This is a genomic window from Parashewanella tropica (genome assembly GCF_004358445.1).
In the GTDB taxonomy this organism is placed as follows: Bacteria; Pseudomonadota; Gammaproteobacteria; order Enterobacterales; family Shewanellaceae; genus Parashewanella; species Parashewanella tropica.
Genome location: NZ_CP037951.1, coordinates 398144 through 421343, shown reverse-complemented (window position 1 = coordinate 421343; position 23200 = coordinate 398144). Strand labels below are relative to the sequence as shown.

General features: G+C 41.6%; 22 protein-coding genes and 3 tRNA genes. 12 read left to right on the top strand and 13 right to left on the bottom strand.

Going from position 1 to position 23200, the window contains the following annotated elements; translation table 11 throughout:
• Window positions 1-14: 14 nt before the first annotated feature.
• The 6 genes from E2H97_RS01780 to E2H97_RS19045 all read left to right on the top strand — a co-directional run bounded on the left by E2H97_RS01780 (window position 15) and on the right by E2H97_RS19045 (window position 6442).
• Complete coding sequence (locus tag E2H97_RS01780) at window positions 15-698, top strand: tetratricopeptide repeat protein (RefSeq protein WP_133405532.1); 684 nt, start codon at window positions 15-17, stop codon at window positions 696-698.
• Window positions 699-908: 210 nt separating this feature from the next.
• Window positions 909-1226 carry a DMT family transporter gene (locus E2H97_RS01775; protein WP_133405531.1) on the top strand — a complete coding sequence of 106 codons (318 nt, stop codon included), beginning with the start codon at window positions 909-911 and terminating at the stop codon, window positions 1224-1226.
• A gap of 26 nt (window positions 1227-1252) precedes the next feature.
• A complete protein-coding gene (locus E2H97_RS01770; RefSeq protein ID WP_246029040.1) occupies window positions 1253-2335 on the top strand; it encodes a sensor histidine kinase in 1083 nt (360 codons plus the stop codon).
• 175 nt (window positions 2336-2510) lie between these two features.
• Complete coding sequence (locus tag E2H97_RS01765; protein WP_133408544.1) at window positions 2511-3107, top strand: response regulator transcription factor; 597 nt, start codon at window positions 2511-2513, stop codon at window positions 3105-3107.
• Between the two features lie 229 nt (window positions 3108-3336).
• Window positions 3337-5412, top strand: a complete 2076-nt coding sequence (gene recG / locus E2H97_RS01760) for an ATP-dependent DNA helicase RecG (RefSeq protein WP_133405530.1) — start codon at window positions 3337-3339, stop codon at window positions 5410-5412.
• A 148-nt stretch (window positions 5413-5560) separates the two neighbouring features.
• Window positions 5561-6442, top strand: a complete 882-nt coding sequence (locus E2H97_RS19045; protein ID WP_133405529.1) for a DUF3014 domain-containing protein — start codon at window positions 5561-5563, stop codon at window positions 6440-6442.
• 71 nt (window positions 6443-6513) lie between these two features.
• On the opposite strand, the gene E2H97_RS01750 is transcribed toward E2H97_RS19045, so the two are convergent.
• From E2H97_RS01750 to orn, 6 genes are all read right to left on the bottom strand, one after another.
• Window positions 6514-6801, bottom strand: coding sequence for a hypothetical protein (locus E2H97_RS01750; protein ID WP_133405528.1), 288 nt, complete (start codon window positions 6799-6801; stop codon window positions 6514-6516).
• Between the two features lie 93 nt (window positions 6802-6894).
• On the bottom strand, window positions 6895-8121 hold the full coding sequence (locus E2H97_RS01745) for a DUF418 domain-containing protein (protein WP_133405527.1): 1227 nt from the start codon (window positions 8119-8121) through the stop codon (window positions 6895-6897).
• 331 nt (window positions 8122-8452) lie between these two features.
• Window positions 8453-8528 (bottom strand) — tRNA-Gly (locus tag E2H97_RS01740).
• A 28-nt stretch (window positions 8529-8556) separates the two neighbouring features.
• Window positions 8557-8632, bottom strand: a tRNA-Gly gene (locus E2H97_RS01735).
• Between the two features lie 24 nt (window positions 8633-8656).
• Window positions 8657-8732 (bottom strand) — tRNA-Gly (locus E2H97_RS01730).
• Between the two features lie 109 nt (window positions 8733-8841).
• Entirely contained in the window at window positions 8842-9387 is a 546-nt protein-coding gene (gene orn, locus E2H97_RS01725) for an oligoribonuclease (RefSeq protein WP_133405526.1), read from the bottom strand.
• Window positions 9388-9501: 114 nt separating this feature from the next.
• On the opposite strand from orn, the gene rsgA reads away from it, so the two are divergent.
• The 5 genes from rsgA to E2H97_RS01700 all read left to right on the top strand — a co-directional run bounded on the left by rsgA (window position 9502) and on the right by E2H97_RS01700 (window position 16448).
• Window positions 9502-10554 carry a small ribosomal subunit biogenesis GTPase RsgA gene (gene rsgA, locus E2H97_RS01720; RefSeq protein ID WP_133405525.1) on the top strand — a complete coding sequence of 351 codons (1053 nt, stop codon included), beginning with the start codon at window positions 9502-9504 and terminating at the stop codon, window positions 10552-10554.
• Window positions 10555-10621: 67 nt separating this feature from the next.
• On the top strand, window positions 10622-11482 hold the full coding sequence (gene asd, locus E2H97_RS01715; RefSeq protein WP_133405524.1) for an archaetidylserine decarboxylase: 861 nt from the start codon (window positions 10622-10624) through the stop codon (window positions 11480-11482).
• Window positions 11483-11654: 172 nt separating this feature from the next.
• Window positions 11655-14831 (top strand): mechanosensitive ion channel domain-containing protein, encoded by a 3177-nt coding sequence (locus tag E2H97_RS01710; protein ID WP_133405523.1) that lies wholly within the window; start codon window positions 11655-11657, stop codon window positions 14829-14831.
• Window positions 14828-15532, top strand: coding sequence for a glycerophosphodiester phosphodiesterase (locus E2H97_RS01705; protein WP_133405522.1), 705 nt, complete (start codon window positions 14828-14830; stop codon window positions 15530-15532). The genes E2H97_RS01710 and E2H97_RS01705 overlap by 4 nt, the downstream gene beginning before the upstream one ends.
• Window positions 15522-16448 (top strand): D-2-hydroxyacid dehydrogenase, encoded by a 927-nt coding sequence (locus E2H97_RS01700; RefSeq protein WP_133405521.1) that lies wholly within the window; start codon window positions 15522-15524, stop codon window positions 16446-16448. Before E2H97_RS01705 ends, E2H97_RS01700 begins: the two co-directional genes overlap by 11 nt.
• 58 nt (window positions 16449-16506) lie before the next feature.
• Here the strand turns inward: E2H97_RS01700 and E2H97_RS01695 are convergent, their stop codons facing one another.
• The 7 genes from E2H97_RS01695 to dusA form a co-directional block, all read right to left on the bottom strand.
• Window positions 16507-17187, bottom strand: coding sequence for a TIGR04219 family outer membrane beta-barrel protein (locus E2H97_RS01695; RefSeq protein WP_133405520.1), 681 nt, complete (start codon window positions 17185-17187; stop codon window positions 16507-16509).
• A gap of 2 nt (window positions 17188-17189) precedes the next feature.
• A complete protein-coding gene (locus E2H97_RS01690; RefSeq protein WP_133405519.1) occupies window positions 17190-18176 on the bottom strand; it encodes a DUF2333 family protein in 987 nt (328 codons plus the stop codon).
• Between the two features lie 14 nt (window positions 18177-18190).
• Window positions 18191-18658, bottom strand: coding sequence for a copper chaperone PCu(A)C (locus tag E2H97_RS01685; protein WP_246029039.1), 468 nt, complete (start codon window positions 18656-18658; stop codon window positions 18191-18193).
• Between the two features lie 178 nt (window positions 18659-18836).
• A complete protein-coding gene (locus E2H97_RS01680; protein ID WP_133405518.1) occupies window positions 18837-19217 on the bottom strand; it encodes a hypothetical protein in 381 nt (126 codons plus the stop codon).
• 4 nt (window positions 19218-19221) lie between these two features.
• The gene (locus tag E2H97_RS01675) at window positions 19222-19419 is read right to left on the bottom strand and encodes a PspC domain-containing protein (RefSeq protein WP_133405517.1); all 198 of its coding nucleotides are present in this window, start codon (window positions 19417-19419) and stop codon (window positions 19222-19224) included.
• 118 nt (window positions 19420-19537) lie between these two features.
• On the bottom strand, window positions 19538-19825 hold the full coding sequence (locus E2H97_RS01670) for a hypothetical protein (protein ID WP_133405516.1): 288 nt from the start codon (window positions 19823-19825) through the stop codon (window positions 19538-19540).
• A 207-nt stretch (window positions 19826-20032) separates the two neighbouring features.
• Window positions 20033-21016 (bottom strand): tRNA dihydrouridine(20/20a) synthase DusA, encoded by a 984-nt coding sequence (dusA, locus tag E2H97_RS01665; protein WP_133405515.1) that lies wholly within the window; start codon window positions 21014-21016, stop codon window positions 20033-20035.
• A 450-nt stretch (window positions 21017-21466) separates the two neighbouring features.
• On the opposite strand from dusA, the gene E2H97_RS01660 reads away from it, so the two are divergent.
• Window positions 21467-23179 carry a DUF4856 domain-containing protein gene (locus E2H97_RS01660; protein ID WP_133405514.1) on the top strand — a complete coding sequence of 571 codons (1713 nt, stop codon included), beginning with the start codon at window positions 21467-21469 and terminating at the stop codon, window positions 23177-23179.
• Window positions 23180-23200 lie beyond the last annotated feature (21 nt).

Here is a 23200-nt window from a genome sequence, read left to right as displayed (position 1 = left end):
TAAGGAAACAACTCATGAAAACTTTACTGCTTGCTACGAGCGTACTTTTATCTTCATCAGCATTGGCGTTAGAGTCTGATCATACAATCTCACAAATTGATATTGCGTCAAACAGTAAAAGCAGAGCGGAATTATCTGAGCTTGCTAAAAACTCAACCGGTTACGCCAAAGCTTATGCCCATTATCGTATCGCGATTTTAGCGAATATTTCAGGGCAGCGAAGTATTGCCAAGTCGTCACTAAAAACAGCAGCGCAAACACTAGAGCAATTGAATGAGAGTGAAAGTGATTCAGAAAACTACGCGCTACTTTCAGCAGTTTATGGAATGCAAATTGCCGTTGATCCAATGGAGGGAATGACACTAGGTCGTAAATCAGCGCAAGCAATTAAAACCGCAGAATCACTGGATGCCACAAACCCAAGAGTCTATTTAGTGAAAGCCATCAGTGCTTATAACACACCAGCCATGTTTGGCGGCAGTATGGAAAATACCATCAAATTCGCTGATAAAGCCTTAAGCTTATACAGTGATGACTGTACTGACATTTGTTGGGGTAAAGCCGAAACCTATACATGGCGTGGACTGGCAAAACAACAAGAAAATCAGCAGCGCCAAGCGATTGCCGACTGGAAACAAGCCATCAGCGTAAATCCTAATTACAGTTGGGCTAAATTTCTGTTAAGCCAAAATCAATAATGAGCGGCATTTTCCTCTTCAGTTCATTACAACACGCTTCATCTTGAACATGGATAAGGAGTAATCATGTGAACACCAACAGAAACGCACATCCATGTGCTGACGGCCGTGACTTCCTGTCACGGACGGTTGGTTTATCACACAATTACTCCTATCTGAATTTATTGACCATATCTTTAATTCTTGTATTAGAAATAATAAGGAAAAATAATGGCTTGGATAGTATTAGTATTCGCTGCAATAATGGAGGTGGTTTGGGCAATCTCATTAAAATACTCAGAGGGATTTACCAAACTGTGGCCAAGTGTCAGCTTTTTTGTTTCCGCATGGATAAGCTTTGCTTGCCTTTCTTACGCCTTAAAAACCATCCCCATGGGAAATGCCTATGCAGTGTGGACGGGCTTTGGCGCCGTTGGGATCACAATAGCGGGGATCATCTTATTTAACGAGAGTATTTCGATGACTCGTGTTATCTGTATTTTACTTATCGTCGTTGGCATTATTGGCTTAAAGCTCAGCTCAAACTAAAAATAGCCCTTAGAACGGAACTCGGCATGATAAAAATGAATTTCCTCAACACTGAAAAGACCAAAGACAAATTTGCGTGGCTATATCTGTGTAATCTGGTCTTTTATTTTATTCCGATGTTTATCAATCAAAGAGGACTGTCTGACACTATCATTAGCCTTGCTATTGTCGTTATATTTATATTCGTCTATTTCCAAGCCTACCGATGTAAAGCAGAGCACGTCCATTTTCCGATTTTTGGAATGCTTTCACTCGCTATTCTCGCAACCCCATTTAACTACGGGTCAATGGCCTTATTTTCCTTTGTTGGCTTTTTCTGCGGTTTTCACTATTCAATAAAGCGCTTAGCCATCATCACCCCTATCATGCTTATACTGCTATTCGTGTTAAATGATTGGCTATTTCCCAATTACTACTTTTTTGGCTATTCATCTGCCATCTATTTAGGGCTCACTTTAGTCGGTTATGCTTCAGGTCAAAAAGAACTGGCTAATCGACAAAAGCAGCAATCAGCCGAAGAAATCAAAACCCTCGCCACCATCGTTGAGCGAGAACGGATCGCCAGAGACTTACACGACCTAATTGGTCATAGTCTGTCTTCCATCTCACTTAAAGCTGAATTAGTGCAAGCGCTTATTCAACAAAACCGACTTGAAGAAGCACTGCAGCACCTAAGTGAGTTAGCCGAGATCTCCAGAAATGGACTGAGCGAAATACGTGAAACTGTATCAGATTATAAAAGCAAAGGATTGGCCAAAACCGTTACCGATTTATGTAAACGATTACGAGAAAAATCATTAGTGGTGTCTCTAACGGGTGATATCCCAAGTCAGCTACCTGCTCGCGAAGAAAGCCAGTTAAGCCTGATTTTAACGGAACTAGGCAATAACATTTTGCGCCACAGTCAGGCCGGTGAATGTGAAATTAGCTTTGAACACACACAAACATCACTTATCGTAACTGTTATGGATAATGGACATTGTGAGTCTATTTCAGAAGGCAATGGTATAACTGGAATACGTGAACGTGTTAAAGCTCTGAACGGGGAATTCACTTACCAAACGACGCCAAACTGTATTTTTACAATCAATCTTAAATTAGAAAACTAAATTAGGTTTATAAATATCAATTTCATCCGATGTTTCTGGAGGGCAATAGTGTGATAAGGCAACCGTCCGTGACAGGATGTCACGGTCGTCAGCACATGGACGTGCGTTTCTGTTGACGTTCACACTATTGTCCAACTCCAATTTAGATGATGCATTTTTCTAAGGAAGAACAATGATCCGAATTTTGCTTGCCGAAGATCAATCCATGGTACGAGGCGCACTTGCCGCTCTTCTCTCTATTAAAGGCAATTATGAGATAACCGAAGCTAAGGATGGTGATGAAGCGTTAGCATTTTTGAAAAGCCAAGAGTTCGATTTACTGCTCACCGATATCGAAATGCCTGGTCGAACTGGACTCGAATTAGCTACATGGGTGCAAGAACAACAAAGTAAGATCAAAGTCATCATCCTTACGACTTTTGGGCGCAGCGGCTACATTAAGCGCGCTTTAGAGGCTGGAGTAGATGGCTTTTTATTAAAAGATGCACCAACGGATGAGCTACAACATGCCATAGAACAAATCATGAATGGCCGACGAATTATCGATCCTGAATTGGCGATGATGGCCATCGGTGAGCAAGATCCCCTTAACGATAAAGAGCGTCGAGCTTTACGTTTAGCCGCTGATGGAAAGTCCACCGCAGAAATTGCAAATAGCCTCTTTATTGCCGAAGGCACAGTGAGAAACTATTTATCCGAAGCGATAAACAAACTTAACGCCAGTAACCGCATCGATGCAGCTCGAATTGCTAAGCAGAAAGGTTGGTTGTGAATCATCTTTTGTTTAGGCAGCAGAAAGGAAGTAATAGTATGAACGACAACAGAAGCGCACGTCCATGTGCTGACGACCGTGACATCCTGTCACGGACGGTTGTCTTACCATACTATTACTTCCAACTGTCTTGATTCAGTATTTTATGATTCAAAAATTGAGTTAGTTGTAATAAATAACGACTTTGATAGTATATGTATAAATTCACAGTACTTTAGGTCGCTACCACTTGCTGCAATTGGAACAGGTGCCTATCACCGAATTAAAAGGTGTGGCAAAAAAAGTCGCTGAAAAACTCGAAAAACTGAGCATTCGCACGGTTCAAGATCTGCTGTTCCATCTTCCACTGCGCTATGAAGATCGCACTCGCGTCTATCAAATTGCGGATTTACTGCCTGGACAATACGGCACCATCGTCGGTGAAATCCAATCAACACAGATAATCCACGGTCGTAAACGTATGCTGACTTGCACACTCAGAGACGCAAGCGGCGTGATCACCCTACGCTTTTTTAATTTTTCCGCCGCGCAGCGAAACGGTATGCAAAATGGTCGCTTGATGAAAGCCTATGGTGAAATAAAAGCGGGTAAACATCATGCGGAGATCATTCACCCTGACTATAAAGTAATTGCTCCCGATCAGCCGATCGAAATGGATGCCAGCTTAACACCCATCTACCCAAGTACCGAAGGACTAAAGCAAACCAGTTGGATCAAGCTGACAGAACAAGCCTTAAGCATGTTAAGTCAAGGTGGATTAACAGAGTTACTCCCTGAGCGCTTACGCCCCAATAACCTACCATTGGCTGAAGCGATTCGGGTTCTTCACCGTCCAGATAATACGGTGTCACTTGAAGAGTTAGAATTAGGGCAACACCCTGCTCAGCAACGATTAGTTCAAGAAGAGCTATTGGCTCACAACCTGAGTATGCTGAAACTTCGCCAGCGCAGTAATCAAGATCCCGCTATTGCGTTACCTGCCACAGGACAATTACTGAATCCGTTTTTAAAAGACTTACCCTTTAAGCCAACGGGGGCGCAACAACGTGTAGTCGCTGAGATCGGCAGCGATCTTGAGCAAAAACATCCGATGATGCGCTTAGTTCAGGGAGATGTAGGATCAGGTAAAACCTTAGTTGCCGCGTTGGCAGCACTGCAAGCCATCGAAAACGGCTATCAAGTGGCATTAATGGCGCCCACTGAATTGCTGGCAGAACAGCACGCTGAAAACTTCGGCCAGTGGTTTGCCCCTCTTGGACTCAAAGTGGGTTGGCTCGCAGGGAAATTAAAAGGTAAAGCCAGAGAACAGTCTTTAGCCGATATTGCCAGTGGTGATGCCCACATCGTCATTGGTACTCATGCGATATTTCAAGAACAAGTGGAGTATAAAAACTTAGCCTTAACCATTATTGATGAGCAACATCGTTTCGGGGTTCATCAACGACTTGGACTACGTGAAAAAGGCATTAAACAAGGATTTTACCCACATCAATTGATCATGACCGCCACCCCCATTCCACGCACCTTGGCAATGACAGCTTATGCGGATTTAGATACCTCTATTATTGATGAGCTCCCACCCGGACGCACACCTGTAGCAACAGTGGCCATTTCCGATCAACGTCGCCAAGAAGTAATCGAACGTGTTCGCCATGCTGCAACTGTCGATAAGCGTCAAACCTATTGGGTTTGCACCTTAATAGATGAATCCGAAGTACTTGAATGTCAAGCCGCTGAAGATACCGCCGAAGAGTTAAAGCAATTATTACCCGAGCTGAAAATTGGTTTAGTTCACGGTCGATTGAAAAGCAAAGATAAGCAAGCCATCATGGATCAGTTTTCCAGTGGTGAATTGGATTTATTAGTGGCAACGACCGTTATTGAGGTTGGCGTAAACGTGCCCAATGCCAGCCTAATGATCATCGAAAATCCAGAGCGCTTAGGCTTAGCTCAATTACATCAATTGCGCGGTCGCGTTGGACGTGGCGCTATCGAAAGCCATTGTGTCATGCTCTACAAATCGCCATTAACCTTAACCGCCAAACAACGTCTTGGCGTATTAAGACAAAGCAACGATGGCTTTGTTATTGCACAGAAGGATTTAGAAATACGCGGTCCAGGCGAAGTGCTCGGCACCAAACAAACCGGACTGGTTGAAATGAAGGTTGCGGATTTAATGCGAGATCAACATCTTGTGCCACAAGTCCAAAAACTAGCAGGGCATCTATTACAACAAGCCCCTGAAAATGTTGATGCCATTATTGAACGTTGGCTCGGAAATAAAGACCAATATATTCAAGCTTAAAAATCTATTGTCACGAGACTGTATTTTGTAACATTGTATGATTTTTAGGGAAACGCATTGACATGCGAAGCAATCTTGCGAAGATATAATCTCATTCGTACTCATTAAGTGGGCGAATGCTAAAACAGAAGTACCAGAAGGAAACCTTATGCAAGCGAATCAAGACGATCGAGTTTCTCAAGCTCCTCAACCTAGAAGCAACCGTAGCTTATTGTTAAGTGCCATTGGCTTGGTAGTCTTAATTGGTGCTTCTGTTTATTACTACCTTGGCGATGAGCCGCAGCCACCTCAGGTAGAACAAGAAGTCACTCAACCAGAAGTTAAAGCGCCAGAGCCATTGCCTGAAACGCCGCTACCTACTGAGCCGATTCCTGAGCCACCAGCACCGAAAGTGGAGCCACAGCCAGAGCCGCAACCTGTAGCTAAAAAGCCTGAACCGCCTAAGCCAGCGCCTTTACCAAGCTTGCAGCAAAGTGATGACTTTTTGTATCACCAAACCATGAATGCCTTCAAAGGATTATCATTAGACAAACAGCTTCTACGAACCAACTTAGCCAGACAATTTGTGGTATTTGTAGATAACTTGGCTTATGGTCAACTGGCCCGTAAAGCCAGCCCATTGGTTGCGCCAAAACAAGCATTCTCTGCGCTTGAAGTGAACAACAAGATTTACTTAGATCCGGATAGCTACCACAGATATGATTTTTACGCTGAGCTGCTATCAGCCATGAATACGGATCAACTGATCAAAACATACCGTTATGTTTTACCACTGCTAAACGATGCGTTTGCAGAGCTTGGCTACGAAAATGACACCTTTACTAAGCGTCTACGTCAAGCCATTCGCGAAATGCTCAAAGCGCCGATTATTGAGCAGCCGATTGAACTGACTTCTATCAGCGTAAACTACAAGTTTAAAGACAAGAAGCTAGAATCACTACCCAATGCGCAAAAACTGATGATCCGTATGGGTCCTGAGAATAGCCGTAAAGTTAAAGCGGCATTAAGAAAATTAGCGGCTGAGCTATAGTCTCAGTCCATTCGTTAAATACAAAAACGCCTCGAATTTATCGAGGCGTTTTCTTTTTTGTTATTTACCAACTACATTCCTTCTTCAAGGCTTTCCTTGAGAGTGATCTCCATATTTTCTTGTTCTTCTTCATTTTTAAAGTGTGGACTTAAATCACCCGAAGGCTCAAAATTTATCTCGCCGCCTTCATAAGTCACAAAGTAATTTAACGTGGCATTATTATTGGATTTTGCATCCGATAATCGCACTTCTAAATCGTGCTCCCCCGTTTGCTTCAAGGTCGTGACGTCCTTTTTCATCGCCCCTGAAATCACATAAAAATTCTCATCATCGCGGTACATGATTACACTCATACCCATAACGTTCTCCTTTACCGTTAGGTATACCAACTTACAAACAAGTGTAAGCTGGTGTATGACATCATGAATAAGTGTAGACCAAATATGACCGTTCTATTTCAACAGTGGAGCAAGCTGACGATAAGTAATACTGCGCCATAGCCATTCCATTGGTCCTTGCTTGAAATAGGTTAACCACAACTTAGCGATACCCAGTTGAAGCCCTGCTAAACCAAGCGCAAACAAGACTAACTCCCAGCGCGCTAAGCTGCCAAACCATCCAAAGCCAACACCATAGAATACCGACACACAGATCACTGATTGCAGTAGGTAAAAGCTCAGTGCCATTCGTCCAACTCTGGCTAACGCCATTGACCAAAGTGTCTGCCCTTTATTCAATACCCAATGAAATAGAGCGATATACCCCACGACCATCAAAGGCGAACCCAATGTCACAAACACGTTGCCGTAGCTATAAAAAATACCAACATCATCAAAGTCATGTCCGTAGTTAACCACTAAACCGACTACGGTAATGGCGCCACCAACCAGTAAACCAAAGACGCTCCAAAATCGATATTGCCCAATGCTCGCCTGTCCTGTAACAAAGCCTGCTTTATACAAGAAAATACCAAGTACCATCATGGCATAGGCACGAAAGATAGCAGCCAATGAAAACATAAACTGGGTTATCAAAACTTGAAGTTCTATATCTTGCCCATCCAGTGTAATTTGTTCATAGAACTGATTAATGTCAGCCATACTACCAAGAAAGATGTTATGGAATTGCTGGATTTGTTCAAGCGAAGGATTAAAGCTCTCCTCAATTTGCGCTTTGGCTAATGGTGTAAGTGCTGTAGTGTCAAACCCTGAACCCAATGTCGACATCAATACCACTAAAGCGTAAATAATACCAAATATCACAAATAAGGACTTTTTACCTACACCTATAAAGGGATAAATCAACATCCCACCCACCGCATAGACAAATAGAATATCACCCGCCCAGAGATAAGTTACATGTAAGTATCCAATCACCATTAGTACGAATAGTCTCAAATAAATGGTACCTGTCCCATATTTTACAGTCTGTTGTTGTTTCAATTTTTCATGGAGCAAAACTAATCCAACACCAAACAGCACAGAGAAAATCCCCATAAATTTTTGATCGGCAAAAATCTGTAGAAAGCTGAATATAAAATGATTTAATGGAGAATCAGATAAATGAACATTGGGATTCATATAGGCTGCTACTGGCGTAGCAAAAACCAACAAGTTCATTAAGGGAAGTCCTAACAGCGCGAACCCTCTAAGGGTATCGATAGAGTCAATCCTTGGCATTACAATTTTGTTCCTAGTATATATAACCTCAGCTCTGCATAAGCCAACCTCTACAGCACTGCTACTTATGCGTATTTCTGTGTTAGAACAGCCCGAAATAGACTCGCTATTACGAACTGTTCTGCCTTGAACTTCACATAATTAGCAACACTGTAGATAAAAATTTAAGGTTCATATTTAACTTCAGAACCTAATTGATTTCGTTATACAGAGCTGAGGTTAGTATTAAAAACTAGCCATTATTCTGGAAACAACGCAAAGAAGCAATCGAGCTTTAAAACAGACTTGTAATGAAATGTTTAGATGATTTTATTTGAGACTTAAAAGAGATTGGAGCGACATATCGGGTTCGAACCGATGACCTATACCTTGGCAAGGTATCGCTCTACCAACTGAGCTAATGTCGCATATAGATTTGAATCTATGGTTTGATATTGGAGCGACATATCGGGTTCGAACCGATGACCTATACCTTGGCAAGGTATCGCTCTACCAACTGAGCTAATGTCGCAATATCAATTACTATCAGAAATGTTGGAGCGACATATCGGGTTCGAACCGATGACCTATACCTTGGCAAGGTATCGCTCTACCAACTGAGCTAATGTCGCATTCCTGAAGCACCTTCTAAGAAACAGTGTGTTCCCCAAAAGACGAGGTCGCATTATAGGGCTATTTTCTAATGACGCAAGCCTTTATTTCAAAGAAAGTGCTGTTTGGCTAAATTTTAAATACATTGGCGCGATAATAGACCAATTCAGCAATCGACTCCTGAATATCCTGCAATGCTTGGTGGGTATTTTGCTTTTTAAAGCCTTTTTGGATCTCAGGTTGCCAGCGGTTAACTAACTCTTTAATGGTACTGACATCAATATTGCGATAATGGAAGTAATCTTCTAACTCTGGCATGTATTTATTTAAAAAGCGACGATCTTGTCCAATACTGTTACCACACATCGGTGACTTGCCTGCTGGGACATATTGCTCTAGAAATTCAATGGTTTCTTTTATCGCTTGCGCCTCAGTATAAGTACTGGCTTTTACACGCTCTATTAATCCTGACTGACCATGATGGGTCTGATTCCACTCATCCATCGCATCAAGCACCTCATCACTTTGATGAATGGCAATCACTGGACCTTCGCCGATAATGTTGAGCTCTTTATCGGTAACCAAAGTCGCGATTTCGATAATGCGATCCGTTGCAGGCTCTAAACCTGTCATTTCAAGATCAATCCAAATTAAATTACTGTCATTTACCGACATTTATCCGCTCCAAGTGTTCTTTTGTTGCTGCCAACTAAAACAAACAACCAACGGCAGCGATAAAGGTGTATCATACTCATTTTTAACGCAACACAAAAACACCTTAGGTACGCAGTGAGTAAAAAGAAGCTCAGTAAAGGGCAATTACGTCGCATGCGCGCGAATCATCAAAAGCGCCTACAACGTAAAAATGAAGCACCTGAAGTTGAACTGGAAAACGACAGTTTAGGACCTGAACAAACGGGTCGTGTCATTTCGCGCTTCGGTCAACATGTGGATATCGAGATCGACTCTGGTGAAGTGATCCGTTGTAATATCCGTCGAACCATTCAGAGTTTGGTGACCGGTGACAACGTCATTGTTCGCATTGCACAAGAGCAAACCAGCACCATTGCAGGTGTTGTTGAAGCCGTTGAACCTAGAACCTCTAGCCTAACTCGTCCAGACTTATATGATGGCGTAAAAATTATTGCTGCCAACATCGATCAAATTTTGATTGTGACTTCTGTTGTGCCTGCATTCAGCACTCAGATCATTGACCGCTACTTAGTCGCCGCTGAAGACACTGGCATCAAGCCTGTCATCGTACTAAACAAAGTCGATTTACTAGACGAAGAAACCCGTGAATTATTAACCGAAGCCTTAGCCGTTTATCAGCAATTAGGCTATCAAGTGTTTGAAGTCAGTAGCCAAACGGCAGAAGGCGTTGACACGGTTAAACAACTACTCGATAACAAAACAAGCATATTTGTAGGGCAATCTGGAGTTGGTAAGTCCTCACTAATCAACGCATTAATGCCAGATGCGGACCTCCTCACTGGAGAAGTCTCTGAAAATTCTGGATTGGGTCAACACACCACCACTGCAGCGAAGCTATTGCACCTTAAAGGCAGTGGCGATTTAATTGATTCTCCCGGTGTACGCGAATTTGCCCTTTGGCATTTACCGCCTGAAAAGGTAGCATGGGGGTTTGTCGAATTTAGGGATTACCTCGGTACCTGTAAGTTCCGAGATTGTAAGCACTTAGACGATCCTGGCTGTGCCTTACAAGCCGCCTTTGAAGAAGGTAACATCGATGAAGAACGTTTCGAAAACTTTCATCGCATTATTGCCAGCCTTGATGAGCAACGACATGCTCGTCAATTTAGAAGTGGCTCAGACGAATAAACTTAACAACGAATAAGCCAAGATATACGCCAAGATATACGCCAAGCAGCAACAAGGAATTATAAACGTGGATAAAGTAAAGATTGCGATTCAGTATATGCTTCCAAAGCACTTTTTATCGCGTCTGGTGGGCAAGTTAGCCGCCGCTCAATTAGGAAAATTGACCACTTTCTTCATCAAGTGGTTTATCAAGCAATACAAAATCGACATGAGTGAGGCCAAAGACTCTAATCCTGAAGCTTACAAGACCTTTAACTTGTTCTTCACTCGTGAGCTTAAAGATGGTATTCGCCCAATTTGTGATGATGAGAAAATACTGGCACACCCAGTTGATGGTGCTGTAAGCCAACTTGGCCCCATTAAAGATGGTGAAATCTTCCAAGCCAAAGGTCATTCATATTCAACATTAGCGTTATTAGGTGACCAGCCACAAGATGCGGAGCGATTCAAAGACGGTGACTTTGCCACTATTTATCTGGCGCCAAAAGATTACCATCGTTTGCACATGCCGATCACAGGTACGCTGTCGAAAATGACTTATGTACCGGGCGAGCTGTTTTCTGTTAACCCATTAACCGCCGAAAACGTGCCGGGACTGTTTGCCCGTAACGAGCGTGTCGTGGCTATTTTCGAAACCGAAATTGGCCCTATCGCAATGGTGTTAGTTGGCGCGACGATTGTTGCTAGTATCGAAACCGTTTGGGCGGGTACAGTTACTCCGCCAGCGGGTAAGCAAGTGTTCACATGGGAATACCCTACTGAAGGTAAAGACGCCATTACTTTGCAAAAAGGTGAAGAAATGGGTCGTTTTAAACTCGGCAGTACGATTGTGATGTGTTTTGAGAAAGATGCGATTGAAAAGTTTGCCGATGGCGTAGAGCCCAAAGCGACCACTCGTATGGGTCAACCCTTTGCTCACATCAAGTAATAATTTTACTTACTCAATACTAAAAACGAGTCTTTATGACTCGTTTTTTTATGCTTACAAAAATCCAACTTTATCCAGTGCTCATTTATTAAACTTGCAACAAAAAAGTCATACCAAATCTTGCACTTATTCACTAAGATAAGGTGTACTTTTCTTAGTTTGAATCACTACCATGTGGCGTAACCTTAGTTTATTGATAATTATTAGCTTTTGTCTGAGTTCTTTCTCGAGTATTGCTAATAATCTGCTGCCTATTTCACCCAGAGCCTCGTTAACCCAAACGCAACAATCACAGGACTTGAAAGCACCTGAAGATATTCATCATCACATCCAATTGTTGGCGAAACAAACAGAAACCTACCAACAAGCTCTACTGGGTTATGAAAAAGAAAAGTTACAGATAAATCAGAAAATTATTCAGGAAAAAGAAAAGGTTTCAACGATTTCAGGCACAAATGTACCTGAACAAGCCATTTCTGCAAACTTACTAATGAGTCGCCTCAAAGAGCAAGAGAGTGTTCTTTCTCAAGATATCAATGAATTAATTACAAGACGAAACCATTTACCCAAAGAAATTAAGCAAGCACGTGAACGATTAAATCAACATAAAAAAATAACCAGCTCTCGCCTATCAAATAATAATACCTTCGCACAACTTCAGCGCCAGTTATACCAAAAGCAGATAGAAACGCTTGATTCTGAGCTTTCAAGTATTCCTAACCGGTTAAATTTGGCACAGCTACGTCTACAACTGCTGCAACTCAAGCAACACAACCAAGAGCAATTGATTGAATCACTTAATCAGTACATGATTTTGGCTAGGCAGAAACAAACAGCATTGACTATCGCCCAAAGTATTCAACAGCCAAATAACCATTCAAACCCGCTGTCATTAGAGCTCAATAAGCAAAACCAAAACCTTGCAAAGCAATTAGTCAGTTTGATTACTCAAATAAACCAAGTCGTCAAACAACAAGAACACGCTGAAAGCTTATATCAAAAGCAAGCTAAGCAAATCGCCGAAATTCAAGAACAATTGTCTTGGGGGAGACTCAACTCAGTGTTTGGTGAACATTTCATCCAAACGTTAGACAGTCTCCCTAAACCACCCGTTCTCAGCAAACTAGAGCAAACCATTGCCGATGTAAGACTCGAACATTATCAATTAGAGCAAAGGCTTAATGGCAACCAGCAGCGACTTGGGCAACAAAAACCTAGCTTAACAGTCATCAAGAATGGGATTTCAGCTCAACAATCCTTGCTCTCACAATTAGTCAAAGACTACGAACAATATTTACAAGAACTCGACAAACTCAGTGTCAGCTATCGTCAATTAGCAGAGCAACATACTCAATTAACCAATATGCTCAATGAGCAGCTATTTTGGCTACCCAATGCCAGTATTATCAACAAACAATGGTTAATTGATATCGGCCTGAGCATTCGGTGGTTAGTAGAACAAGATTATATTGGACAGCTGAGCCGAAACATCGAACATCAAAGCCAAGACTGGCTATGGTGGTTGATCGTTCTTACCGTTTGCTTGGCAGCACAGGATCTGATCCGCAATCGTTTTCGCAGTCTATTAAGGAAGAACTTAGGCAGCGTGGGTAATGTAACTCAAGACAGCTTTACCTATACCTTGCATACGCTTTTGATCACGGTGTTTTACAGCATGATCAAACCCACACCCATCATCTTAGCGGGCTACTTACTGCTGTCATCGTCCATCGCATTAATCCATGCAAGCGGTGCTGCCTTGCTGGCTATCGGGCTATTTTATTTGATTCATAGGATCATTTATGTCATCAGCTTACCGGAAGGACTATTAGTGGCTCACTTTAAACGTCCCGCCGAGATGGTCGCTCGTGGCTATGGATATTTCAAGCGCTTTTACTATCTCAATTTAGGCTTGATTGCCTGTATTGGTTTTAGCCAATACATACAACTCCCTTTGCTCAAAAACAGCATTGGCCGTGGCGCATTCATTCTTCTTTGCTTACAGCTTTTTTGTTTAGTACGTCACCAACACCGATTAATGGAGTATTACAAACAACAATCCGCAACCACCAATACCAGACTATTGCAACGCACTTTATGGCAACTCCTTAAATTATCGCCCTTAGCTGCGGCAGTACTCGCGTTTACTGGCTATTACTTTACCGCCTATGAAATGCTGTTCCAGTTGCTGTTTTCTGTGTTCATGGCACTGGGTGTTCTACTCGCTTATCAGTTGATCAAACGCTGGATGCTGATTGAACGACGCCGGATTGCCTTTGATCGCGCCAAAGCAAAACGGGCTGAAATTCTAGCTCAACGTGAACGAGGTGACACCTCACAAAACCCCGATAGTTCAGAATTTTACGAAGAGCCAGTCGTTGATTTAGAAACCATTTCTAGTCAGTCGCTTGGCTTAGTACGCTCCTTACTGATCCTTGGGTTATGTGCAGGCTTGATTGGCCTTTGGACTCAAACCCACTCTGCTTTATTTTCATTCTTTGATGGCATTACATTATGGCACTCTAACGTTGATGGACTGTCGGTGCCTGTGACCTTAAAAACCTTACTCTACGGCATCGTTGTGTTTGGCTTTTCAATGATGATTGCGGCTAATTTACCCGGCTTATTAGAGCTCACCATCCTTCAGCGGCTAGAGTTAACATCAGGTACAGGTTTTGCGATCACCACTGTCAGTCGTTATTTTGTATTACTGATTGGCATGCTGATTGGTTTTAATACGCTGGGTGTTGAATGGTCCAAACTGCAATGGCTGATAGCGGCCTTATCCGTTGGTTTAGGCTTTGGGTTACAAGAGATCTTTGCCAACTTTATCTCAGGCTTGATCATTTTGTTTGAAAAACCCGTGCGCATTGGTGATACCGTCACTATTCGAGACTTGACTGGCACCGTCAGTAAAATTCAAATCCGTGCTACCACCATTATCGATTGGGATCGCAAAGAGATCATTGTTCCCAATAAGGCCTTTATTACTGAGCAGTTAGTCAACTGGTCATTGTCCGATCCCATCACTCGTGTGACCATTAATGTTTCTACCGCAAGGGATTCCGATCCAGCTAAAGTGGAAGCAGCACTTTATCAAGCTGTACAAGAATGTAAGCATACTCTCAGCATACCCGAACCTGAAGTTTGGTTTGCTGGCTTTGGTGCTCATACCCAAGACTATGAGATCCGTGCGTTTGCCACCGATATGGCGAGCCGCTGGCCACTTCGCCATGAACTTCATAAACGTATCACTCAATCATTGAAAGATAACGATCTCGAGTTATCGTATCCACAATTGGAAATTCATTTGAACTCAATGAAAGAACCAGCGGGGATCATCAAATGACGTTAACTGTTTTTGCCCACAGAGGCGCCAGTGGCTATGAACCAGAAAACACCTTAAAGGCTTTTTCAAAAGCACTTGAACAAGGTGCCACTAGCTTTGAGTTAGACGTTTACAATGTCGAAGGGCACTTAATCGTATTCCACGATGAAAACTTAAAACGGCTCACCGGAATAGATAAAGCCATAGCTGATTGCAACTTAGATGAGTTAGCAGAGTTTGATATTCAAGGGGAACCCATCCCTACACTATTGGAAGTGTTACAGCTACTTAAACATTGTGAGATCAATATTGAGCTCAAAGGACCTAATACCGCTGAGCCCCTAATCGAAATGTACCCAACATTCCTCGATCTATTTGATCTCACTCCTTCACAATTATTGATTTCATCTTTTGATCATCAAGGGCTATTACAAGTTCGGCAAGCCTTGCCTAATGCTCGAATCGCACCGCTCTACCATGAATTTCCTGACACGTTTAATCAGGTGATTGAAACACTCCAACCAGATGCCATCCATGTTTCTTTAACTATGCTCAAACAAAACCCAAAAAAGCTTGAACAATTACAAGCGATTACCAAGGTCCATGTTTTCACCGTGAATGAAAAAGATGATATAAACACTGTCTTAGATCTTGGGTTAGCGGGGATTTTTTGTGATTACCCAGATAGGGCACTGAAATGGATAAGGGACTATGACAAATAAACTCCTATTACTAACTGTTGAAAACCAAGCTTATATAAATGAGCTCTCTCAATACGATCTCCCCGATCTTGAAGTTGTAGATGATGCGCCTCATCAAATCCGTCAGACCAATATTTGGGTCGCCGATCCACCGCTCGCCACTCCGCTAATTTCAGTCGCTAAACAATTACAGTGGCTGCAATCTACCTACGCTGGTGTTGATGCTTTAATACCAACATTCAATCGTTCTAACTACCAGTTAACCAATGTGCAAGGCACGTTTGGCCCTTTGATGAGCGAATATGTGTTTGGGTATTTATTATCGATATACCGTAATCATCAGCATTATACTGACAGTCAATCCAAGCAAATTTGGTCACCTGTTATTGATGATGGGATCGCAGGTAAACGCTTACTGATCATAGGTGCAGGAAGCATTGGTCAACATTTAGCTTCAACGGCTCAGCATTTTGGTATGAAGGTTATTGGCGTAAATCAATCAGGGCAAGATCGCCCTCACTTTGATAGCACCATACCATTAACAGAGTTAGAATCTGAATTAGTGCTAGCGGATGTCGTAGTAAGTGTTTTACCTAAAACTCCGCAAACCAAAAATCTACTCAATGAAACTCGATTGAGTTTACTTAAGTCCAACGCCATTTTATTTAATATCGGTCGCGGTGATGCCGTAGATATTGATGCTTTAGCCCAACAATTAATGGGGCAGCCTAAGCAAAAAGCCATTTTAGATGTATTTCCCCAAGAACCTCTATTAGCGTCACATCCGCTGTGGCAACTTGAAAACGCAATTATAACGCCGCACGTTGCAGCCCCAAGCTCCCCAAAAGACGTAATTAAGGTGTTTGCAGAAAATTACTTACGATGGATTGAGGGTAAACCACTTAACTACTCGATTGATTTTGAAAAGGGTTATTAAGTAAAAGTAACAAAAAAGGGGCATTAAGCCCCTTTTCGATTCGTAAAACTCACGAATGTTAAAAATCCACTTCTAAACCTAAAAACACACCTTTGGTTTTTAAGTTGGCATTAACACCAGAAAAACGACTCACATCGAAGTTATACTCGCGATAACCAAGGCGGAAACGGTAATCCAGCGCTAGTCCATCAATTTCATAACCAAGACCAACTTGCCCATCATAAACCTTAGATTCATCAATTCCGGCTTGTAAGTCTGCAAATGCAAAGAAATCGATACCCGGAAGGCTTACACTAGCACTACCATACCCCATCCATAGATGCTTATCTAAGTCGACTTTGCTCGTTGGTGAGAAACCAAATTCGCCATTAAATTTACGGAAAGTGATACCCGCATCTAAAGACACAATATCGTTATCCAATAATTCATAGTATGCCGTTGCATCAAGGCTACTCAAATCAGCGTCTATTGTATTGTTTCCTTGCTTACCGTCAGCTTTGATGCGATTGGCACTTAGCATTAGATTAGGAAGTAACGGAACTGGGTGCTCTAAAGCAGCCCAAATACGACCTTGAGTTTTATCATCAAATTTGTAATTGACTTCATTGCTATTTCTTGGAGCAACACTACCTGTGGTCTTTGCATTCCAGCCATCTACGCCAACTTTAGCGCCCAAAACCGTCGCTGCTTGGGCTGAAGTACAGGCCAATAATGTTGTAACTAACAATAACTTTTTCATAGCTATCCTTGTGATAAAAGATGTGTTAAATCAATAATTCCTGCATTGGCACGTGAAATGTAATTGGCCATCACTAATGAGTGATTGGCTAAAATTCCAAACCCACTACCATTTAAAATCATAGGGCTGTAAACCGTTTGTTGTGTGGCTTCCAACTCTCGAATAATTTGTCTTACACTTGCTTGAGCATTCTTTTTTGCCAATACATCAGCAAAATCCACTTCAATTGCACGCATAAAGTTTAGCAACGCCCAGCTACTACCGCGAGCTTCATAAAACACATCATCAATTTTCCACCAGCTGGTTTTGACGATTCGTGTTTCATGGGTAGGCGTGGTTTGAGTAGCCGCACTATCACCAGCAAGATCTGTATTTTCGCGTTCTGTTTCAACACTGGCCGATAGTCGTTGCGATAAACTGCCTAAGCGTTTTTGTACCTGTTTTAGCCACTCATTTAAATTATCCGCTCTGGCATAAAATTGAGCATCAGGGTTATTAGGATCACTGATTTTAGCTCGATACCACTCGATGTGTTTAACACCATCTTTATATTCAGTTTCAGGTCTTGGGATCAGCCAGCTAGTATGATCAATATTAAACTTGGCTTGTGCTTCGTTTAAGTCTTTATCTTCAATGGATTGGGACTGAGAGCGACTAAAATCGGTTCGTAAACTGCGCGCCAAATCGCGAATTTGCTCTAATGCGCCAAATTCAAATGCAGGCATATTATCCATAAATACCGACGGAGGTAGCGGATCGTTGGATATCCAACCTCCGGGCTTATCCAATAACGTATTTACAGTATCGATCAACGACGTTGTTGTAGCGTAGCCAACAATCAACTGCCCTGATGTTGTCTTTTTCACTTTGGGTTGAATTGGATCTGGCTCAACACTCCACCAAACACTCAGAATGACATTCAACAGTACAACTGCTGCTAACACCCAGCCGATTCGCTTAGCAAGTGTGCGATCCCAATTAATCGTCATTCAATTATCTCCAATTAATGGTGATGGTGGTGACTATGGTTCGAGTCTTCATCTGACACCTTCTGTACCGGTAAAGTTATGGTGTTAGAACTGCCATCACTAAAAGTTAATGTAAGTGGGACTTTATCCCCTATCGATAACGGTTTTTTTAAGCCTATGATCATAATATGATCACCCGAAGGCTTTAAAACGAGAGTCTGGTGAGTACCAATCTCATAATCGTTAACTTGACGCATTTTTACGACACCATTTTCAGTGAGCAGCGTGTGTAATTGCACTTCTTTAGCTACTGGAGTCGATGCTGAGACTAACTTTACTGCCTTGCCATGATTCATGATTTTTAAGTACGCCGCAGTATTAGGAACACTGGCTGGCATGGCTCTAATATGTCCTGATATTAAGTGAATATTTGCAGCCCAACTTGTACTAGAAATCCCAATGAACACGAGTGCTGTAACGGCTTGTTTTACAAATTTAATCAATGTATTACTCCGCTTTTCAATGTCTCAATTTAAGAGAACGATTTATCATTTCAATTTTTTCGAATTTTGTAACAGACAGAATACCTTATCCAAGGTAAATTCGACAATGATAATAGCGGTGATGATATAAGAAGTTCTTTAATCTAAAAAAGTGAGGAGTTACGAAAACAAACCCTTATTAAGCGCTTATTCGGCATAAGGCTATCCCGACCAGAATCAATAAAACAAAACCTAAGCCTATAGGGCTATACCCATAACCAAGGATTAACAATGTCAGCCCAATACTCACAATGATCATCGATTGCCAGAATTTAAGCCCTGATAACTCAAATAGCACCACAGCAAGGGCTAATGTCACTAACGAAAGTAAAATCCAAGGCGATAATCCAAACAATTGACTCGATTCAAGCGTAAACGTCCATTGCTCGATACTCATTTGCCAGTGTGCAAGATCTTGAGCATTGGGAAATATTAGCCAACCAAAAGCCAATACGAACGCAATGGTTCCACCAATTTCTGAAACACTATGGACTAAGAAAGGCCAAACTCGACGATTCATAAGGCTACCTTCGCTCCTTAGAAGGCAACCATACGGCAACAACTATGTATGACAGTAAAGCAAAAAACGGAGCAAATATTGCACACACTAACCATAACATTCGAGTCCACAGCACTGGCCAACAATAACGCTCAGATACTCTTGCGGCAGTACCAAAAATCAAGCGGTTGCTTTTTAAAAGCTCAATTATCTTATCTAACATTACTGCTGCCCTTTTAGATTTAAAGTATGTAATAGCAACATCACACTTGCGGCCAAGACAAAGCTCATTACAGGAGCCATCATTAATGTCGCTAAAGGAGAAGCAAATAATTCCATGATTATTGCTCCTCGAGATTCGCTACTTCAGTCTTGGTTTGCGTCGTTTCTTCAAAGTTGATGGAGGCCGTTTGCTTTTGTAACTCAGTCATCATCGCCGCCAGTTGTGCTTCAAACGACAACTGCATGTCTTGCTTGATGTTTTCAATCAGTTCAACTGTGTGCTTAGTAAAATCTATCTTCACTGATTTACTCAGTTCAGTAGAAAAATCATTAGCTTGTGCCGTTCCTAGCAAACCTAATGTCAAAACAGCTGCAGTAATTCCTTTTATCGTAACTGACGTTTTCATTGTGTATTCCCTTTAGATTGAATAAATGTAAAATTCACAATAGGAATAACAAATGTTGTGCCAACTTTTAAAAATTACGCATAACAAACTGATTTAAAACAAATTAAATAGATATTAGCAAAGAAGGTAGGAATGGATATTTTAATAGAAATGAAGGCAGTTAGTGAAAATAACCAGTCAATTTAGCTATTTTCACTAACAATAAAATTACAGCTCGATTTTAGACAATGCTTGCTCAACAACTTCAATACCTGAACCTGCTTTATGAGCGTTTTCACTTAAATGACGACGCCATTGACGTGAGCCTGGCAGCCCTTGAAATAAACCGATCATATGGCGAGTAATATGATTTAAACGCCCACCTTGCTTCACATGTGCTTCGATGTAAGGCAGCATCTGTTCTACTACTTGCTCGCGTGTCAGCACTTCATTAGTTTGGCCGCATAATTCGTTGTCGACACGGCTCAAAATATAAGGATTGTTATAAGCTTCACGACCCACCATCACCCCATCAAGATACTCAAGATGTTGCTGCATTTCATCTATCGTTAAAATGCCACCATTGATGCTTATGTGCAGATCAGGAAAGTCTTTTTTTAGTTGATAGACACGAGGATAATCCAAAGGAGGAATTTCTCGGTTTTCTTTTGGGCTTAATCCTTGAAGCCAAGCCTTACGAGCATGAATAATGAATTCTTCACAGCCTTTTGTTTTTACGGTTTCAACGAATGTGGTCAAAAACTCATAACTGTCTTGCTCATCAATACCAATACGCGTTTTCACCGTCACCGGAATATCCACCACTTGTTTCATGGCATCAACACAGTCAGCAACTAACTCTGGCTCAGCCATTAAGCAAGCACCAAAACGTCCATTTTGCACACGATCTGACGGACAACCTACATTTAGGTTAATTTCATCATAACCACGATCTTCAGCAATTTTGGCGCACTTTGCCAAATCAACAGGATTCGATCCACCAAGCTGTAATGCCAATGGATGCTCTTCATCGTTATAAGCTAAATAGTCACCCTTGCCGTGCAAAATTGCCCCTGTTGTTACCATTTCGGTATAGAGCAATGCCTGTTTAGACATAAGGCGTGCCATGTATCGGTAATGACGGTCGGTCCAATCCAGCATGGGCGCAATGCTGAATTTTCTATTGGTTGATGTTATTGAAGTTTTTGCCATTGAGCTTGTTCTATTAGAGCTAAGTGAGTCACTGAATTGGCCTATTTTCTCATACTTTAAGGTATTTTTGGTATTAAGCTCTTATATATTGATGCTCAGTTTCGTATTACAGCTTTAATTTTTTTAGAGCGTTTCTTTCTCTTCACCGACATACTCATCCATAAAAATAAAAGAAACTTTTTACACCAAGATCATTTTATTCCGAGTATTTAAAACACCCCATTTAAGAGCTTTTATTCTAAAAAATATAGGTTATTGATAGTAATAACAAATACTTGAGTATTTTAGTTGGTTATAACTTTTAGATCTTTATATATTCAAAAAACTTCTAAAAAAGCACGTAAATCTAACTGAGAACAGTTCGTATTAACACATTTAATTGTGATAACATCCGCGCAAATAATTTTACAAAATTTACATTCCTCTACGACACAAAGGTTTGATAAGCGCATGAAAAAGCAAAATCTAGCTCTAGCAGTATCCGCTGCATTAGTTCTATCGGCATGTGGCGGTAGTTCAAATAAAGACAAAAACACAGCACCGACTGACATTAGTGTTAGCGCAATGAAAGTTGACGAAAATATGCCGGGTGCAACCATTGGTACTTTGTCTGCAACCGATGCGAATTCAGGCGATTCTCATACCTTTAGTGTTGAAGGCGACATGTTTGTTGTTGAAGGCAACACACTAAAACTAGCGCCAAAGAAAAGCGCTAACTATGAAATGGCAAAAACGCTGAAAGTGAAAGTTACCGCTAAAGATAAAGCTGGTCTAAGCTTCAGCAAAGATTTAACCATTTCAGTGAATGACTTACTTGATACTTACACTTTTAAAAGTAAATTAGTTGAAGATAAATCAAGTGTTTCTTATTCAGGTCAAACGGCTCGTCATGTATTGATTGCAGAGCTCAATAAGTTCATTGGTACTGATTTAAAGCAGGCACTTAAAGATGGCGATCTTACAACCAAACAAGCAGTACTAGATCAGTTAAATAAGTTCTTCCGTACCACTGAAGAGCAGTACGACAACTTCCCGGTTACTTTCACTGACAAACCTCTTCAAGAAAACCTTGTTGCGATTTCAAGCAGCCACAAAAACCTTGTTGGCAAGTTAGCGGGCAATGATGCAACTGGTCAGCATAAAAATTGGAACAACGGCGACTTTGAAGGTTGGGGAGCTAAAGGGTCTAAAACACCTGAAACTCTAGTCGATATGTTCTTCGAGCAATTAGCAACCAATGCTGAGAAGCAAATTAAAGGTGAAGCTCGTGTTGCTAACGAAACTCAACAGCCAATTACTGAAATTTACATCAACGAAGACGGTACTGATCTTAAACAGTTGATCCAAAAATTCCTATTAATGGCAATCACCTACTCTCAAGCAACCGATGACTACTTAGGTCATGAGACCGATGGTAAAGGTCTAACTACAGATAACACTAAAGAGGCGAAAGCAGGTAAAGCTTACACTAACCTTGAGCACCAGTTTGACGAAGGCTTTGGTTACTTCGGTGCAGCTCGTGATTACCTTGAATACAACGATAACGAAATCGCTGGCAAAGTAAAAACTGCAGCTGATGGTCGTGCTGACTGGAACGGTAAACACGATACCAATAAAGACGGAAAAATCGATTTACTATCTGAAATCAACTATGGTCAATCGGTTAATGCGGCTAAACGTGACCGTGGCACAAAAGACAATGCCAAGCCTACTGATTTCACGAAAACCACAATGGAAGCTTTCCTTGCTGGACGTAAAATCATCAACGATAACGTGAAGTCAGCACTGACTACAGAGCAAATGACTAAGCTAAAAGCGCATCGTGATGTGGCTGTTGATGGCTGGGAAAGAGCAATTGCAGCAACGGTTGTTCACTACATCAATGACTCAATTGCGGATCTAGACAAGTTAGGCACTGATGATTTCAAGCACGCTGATTTAGCTAAGCACTGGTCAGAAATGAAAGGATTCGCATTAGGTCTACAGTTCAACCCATATTCGAAGATTAGCGATGAGCAATTTGCCATGATCCACGAGAAAATGGGCACTAAACCGGTTCTCACTGTAGCTGAAAGAGACGCTTACAAAGCTAAGCTTCTTGAAGCACGTAACATTATTCAGCAAGCACTAACGTTTGATGCTGACAATGTTAAAAACTGGTAATAAAAACAAAAATACTTAATA

Bases quoted from the DNA above. Each gene is read 5' to 3' on its own strand.
- E2H97_RS01780 (WP_133405532.1), top strand. From the start codon at position 15: ATGAAAACTTTACTGCTTGCTACGAGCGTACTTTTATCTTCATCAGCA.
- E2H97_RS01775 (WP_133405531.1), top strand. From the start codon at position 909: ATGGCTTGGATAGTATTAGTATTCGCTGCAATAATGGAGGTGGTTTGG.
- E2H97_RS01770 (WP_246029040.1), top strand. From the start codon at position 1,253: ATGATAAAAATGAATTTCCTCAACACTGAAAAGACCAAAGACAAATTT.
- E2H97_RS19045 (WP_133405529.1), top strand. From the start codon at position 5,561: ATGCAAGCGAATCAAGACGATCGAGTTTCTCAAGCTCCTCAACCTAGA.
- E2H97_RS01750 (WP_133405528.1), bottom strand. From the start codon at position 6,801: ATGGGTATGAGTGTAATCATGTACCGCGATGATGAGAATTTTTATGTG.
- E2H97_RS01745 (WP_133405527.1), bottom strand. From the start codon at position 8,121: ATGCCAAGGATTGACTCTATCGATACCCTTAGAGGGTTCGCGCTGTTA.
- orn (WP_133405526.1), bottom strand. From the start codon at position 9,387: ATGTCGGTAAATGACAGTAATTTAATTTGGATTGATCTTGAAATGACA.
- E2H97_RS01710 (WP_133405523.1), top strand. From the start codon at position 11,655: ATGTGGCGTAACCTTAGTTTATTGATAATTATTAGCTTTTGTCTGAGT.
- E2H97_RS01705 (WP_133405522.1), top strand. From the start codon at position 14,828: ATGACGTTAACTGTTTTTGCCCACAGAGGCGCCAGTGGCTATGAACCA.
- E2H97_RS01700 (WP_133405521.1), top strand. From the start codon at position 15,522: ATGACAAATAAACTCCTATTACTAACTGTTGAAAACCAAGCTTATATA.
- E2H97_RS01695 (WP_133405520.1), bottom strand. From the start codon at position 17,187: ATGAAAAAGTTATTGTTAGTTACAACATTATTGGCCTGTACTTCAGCC.
- E2H97_RS01690 (WP_133405519.1), bottom strand. From the start codon at position 18,176: ATGACGATTAATTGGGATCGCACACTTGCTAAGCGAATCGGCTGGGTG.
- E2H97_RS01680 (WP_133405518.1), bottom strand. From the start codon at position 19,217: ATGAATCGTCGAGTTTGGCCTTTCTTAGTCCATAGTGTTTCAGAAATT.
- E2H97_RS01675 (WP_133405517.1), bottom strand. From the start codon at position 19,419: ATGTTAGATAAGATAATTGAGCTTTTAAAAAGCAACCGCTTGATTTTT.
- E2H97_RS01670 (WP_133405516.1), bottom strand. From the start codon at position 19,825: ATGAAAACGTCAGTTACGATAAAAGGAATTACTGCAGCTGTTTTGACA.
- dusA (WP_133405515.1), bottom strand. From the start codon at position 21,016: ATGGCAAAAACTTCAATAACATCAACCAATAGAAAATTCAGCATTGCG.
- E2H97_RS01660 (WP_133405514.1), top strand. From the start codon at position 21,467: ATGAAAAAGCAAAATCTAGCTCTAGCAGTATCCGCTGCATTAGTTCTA.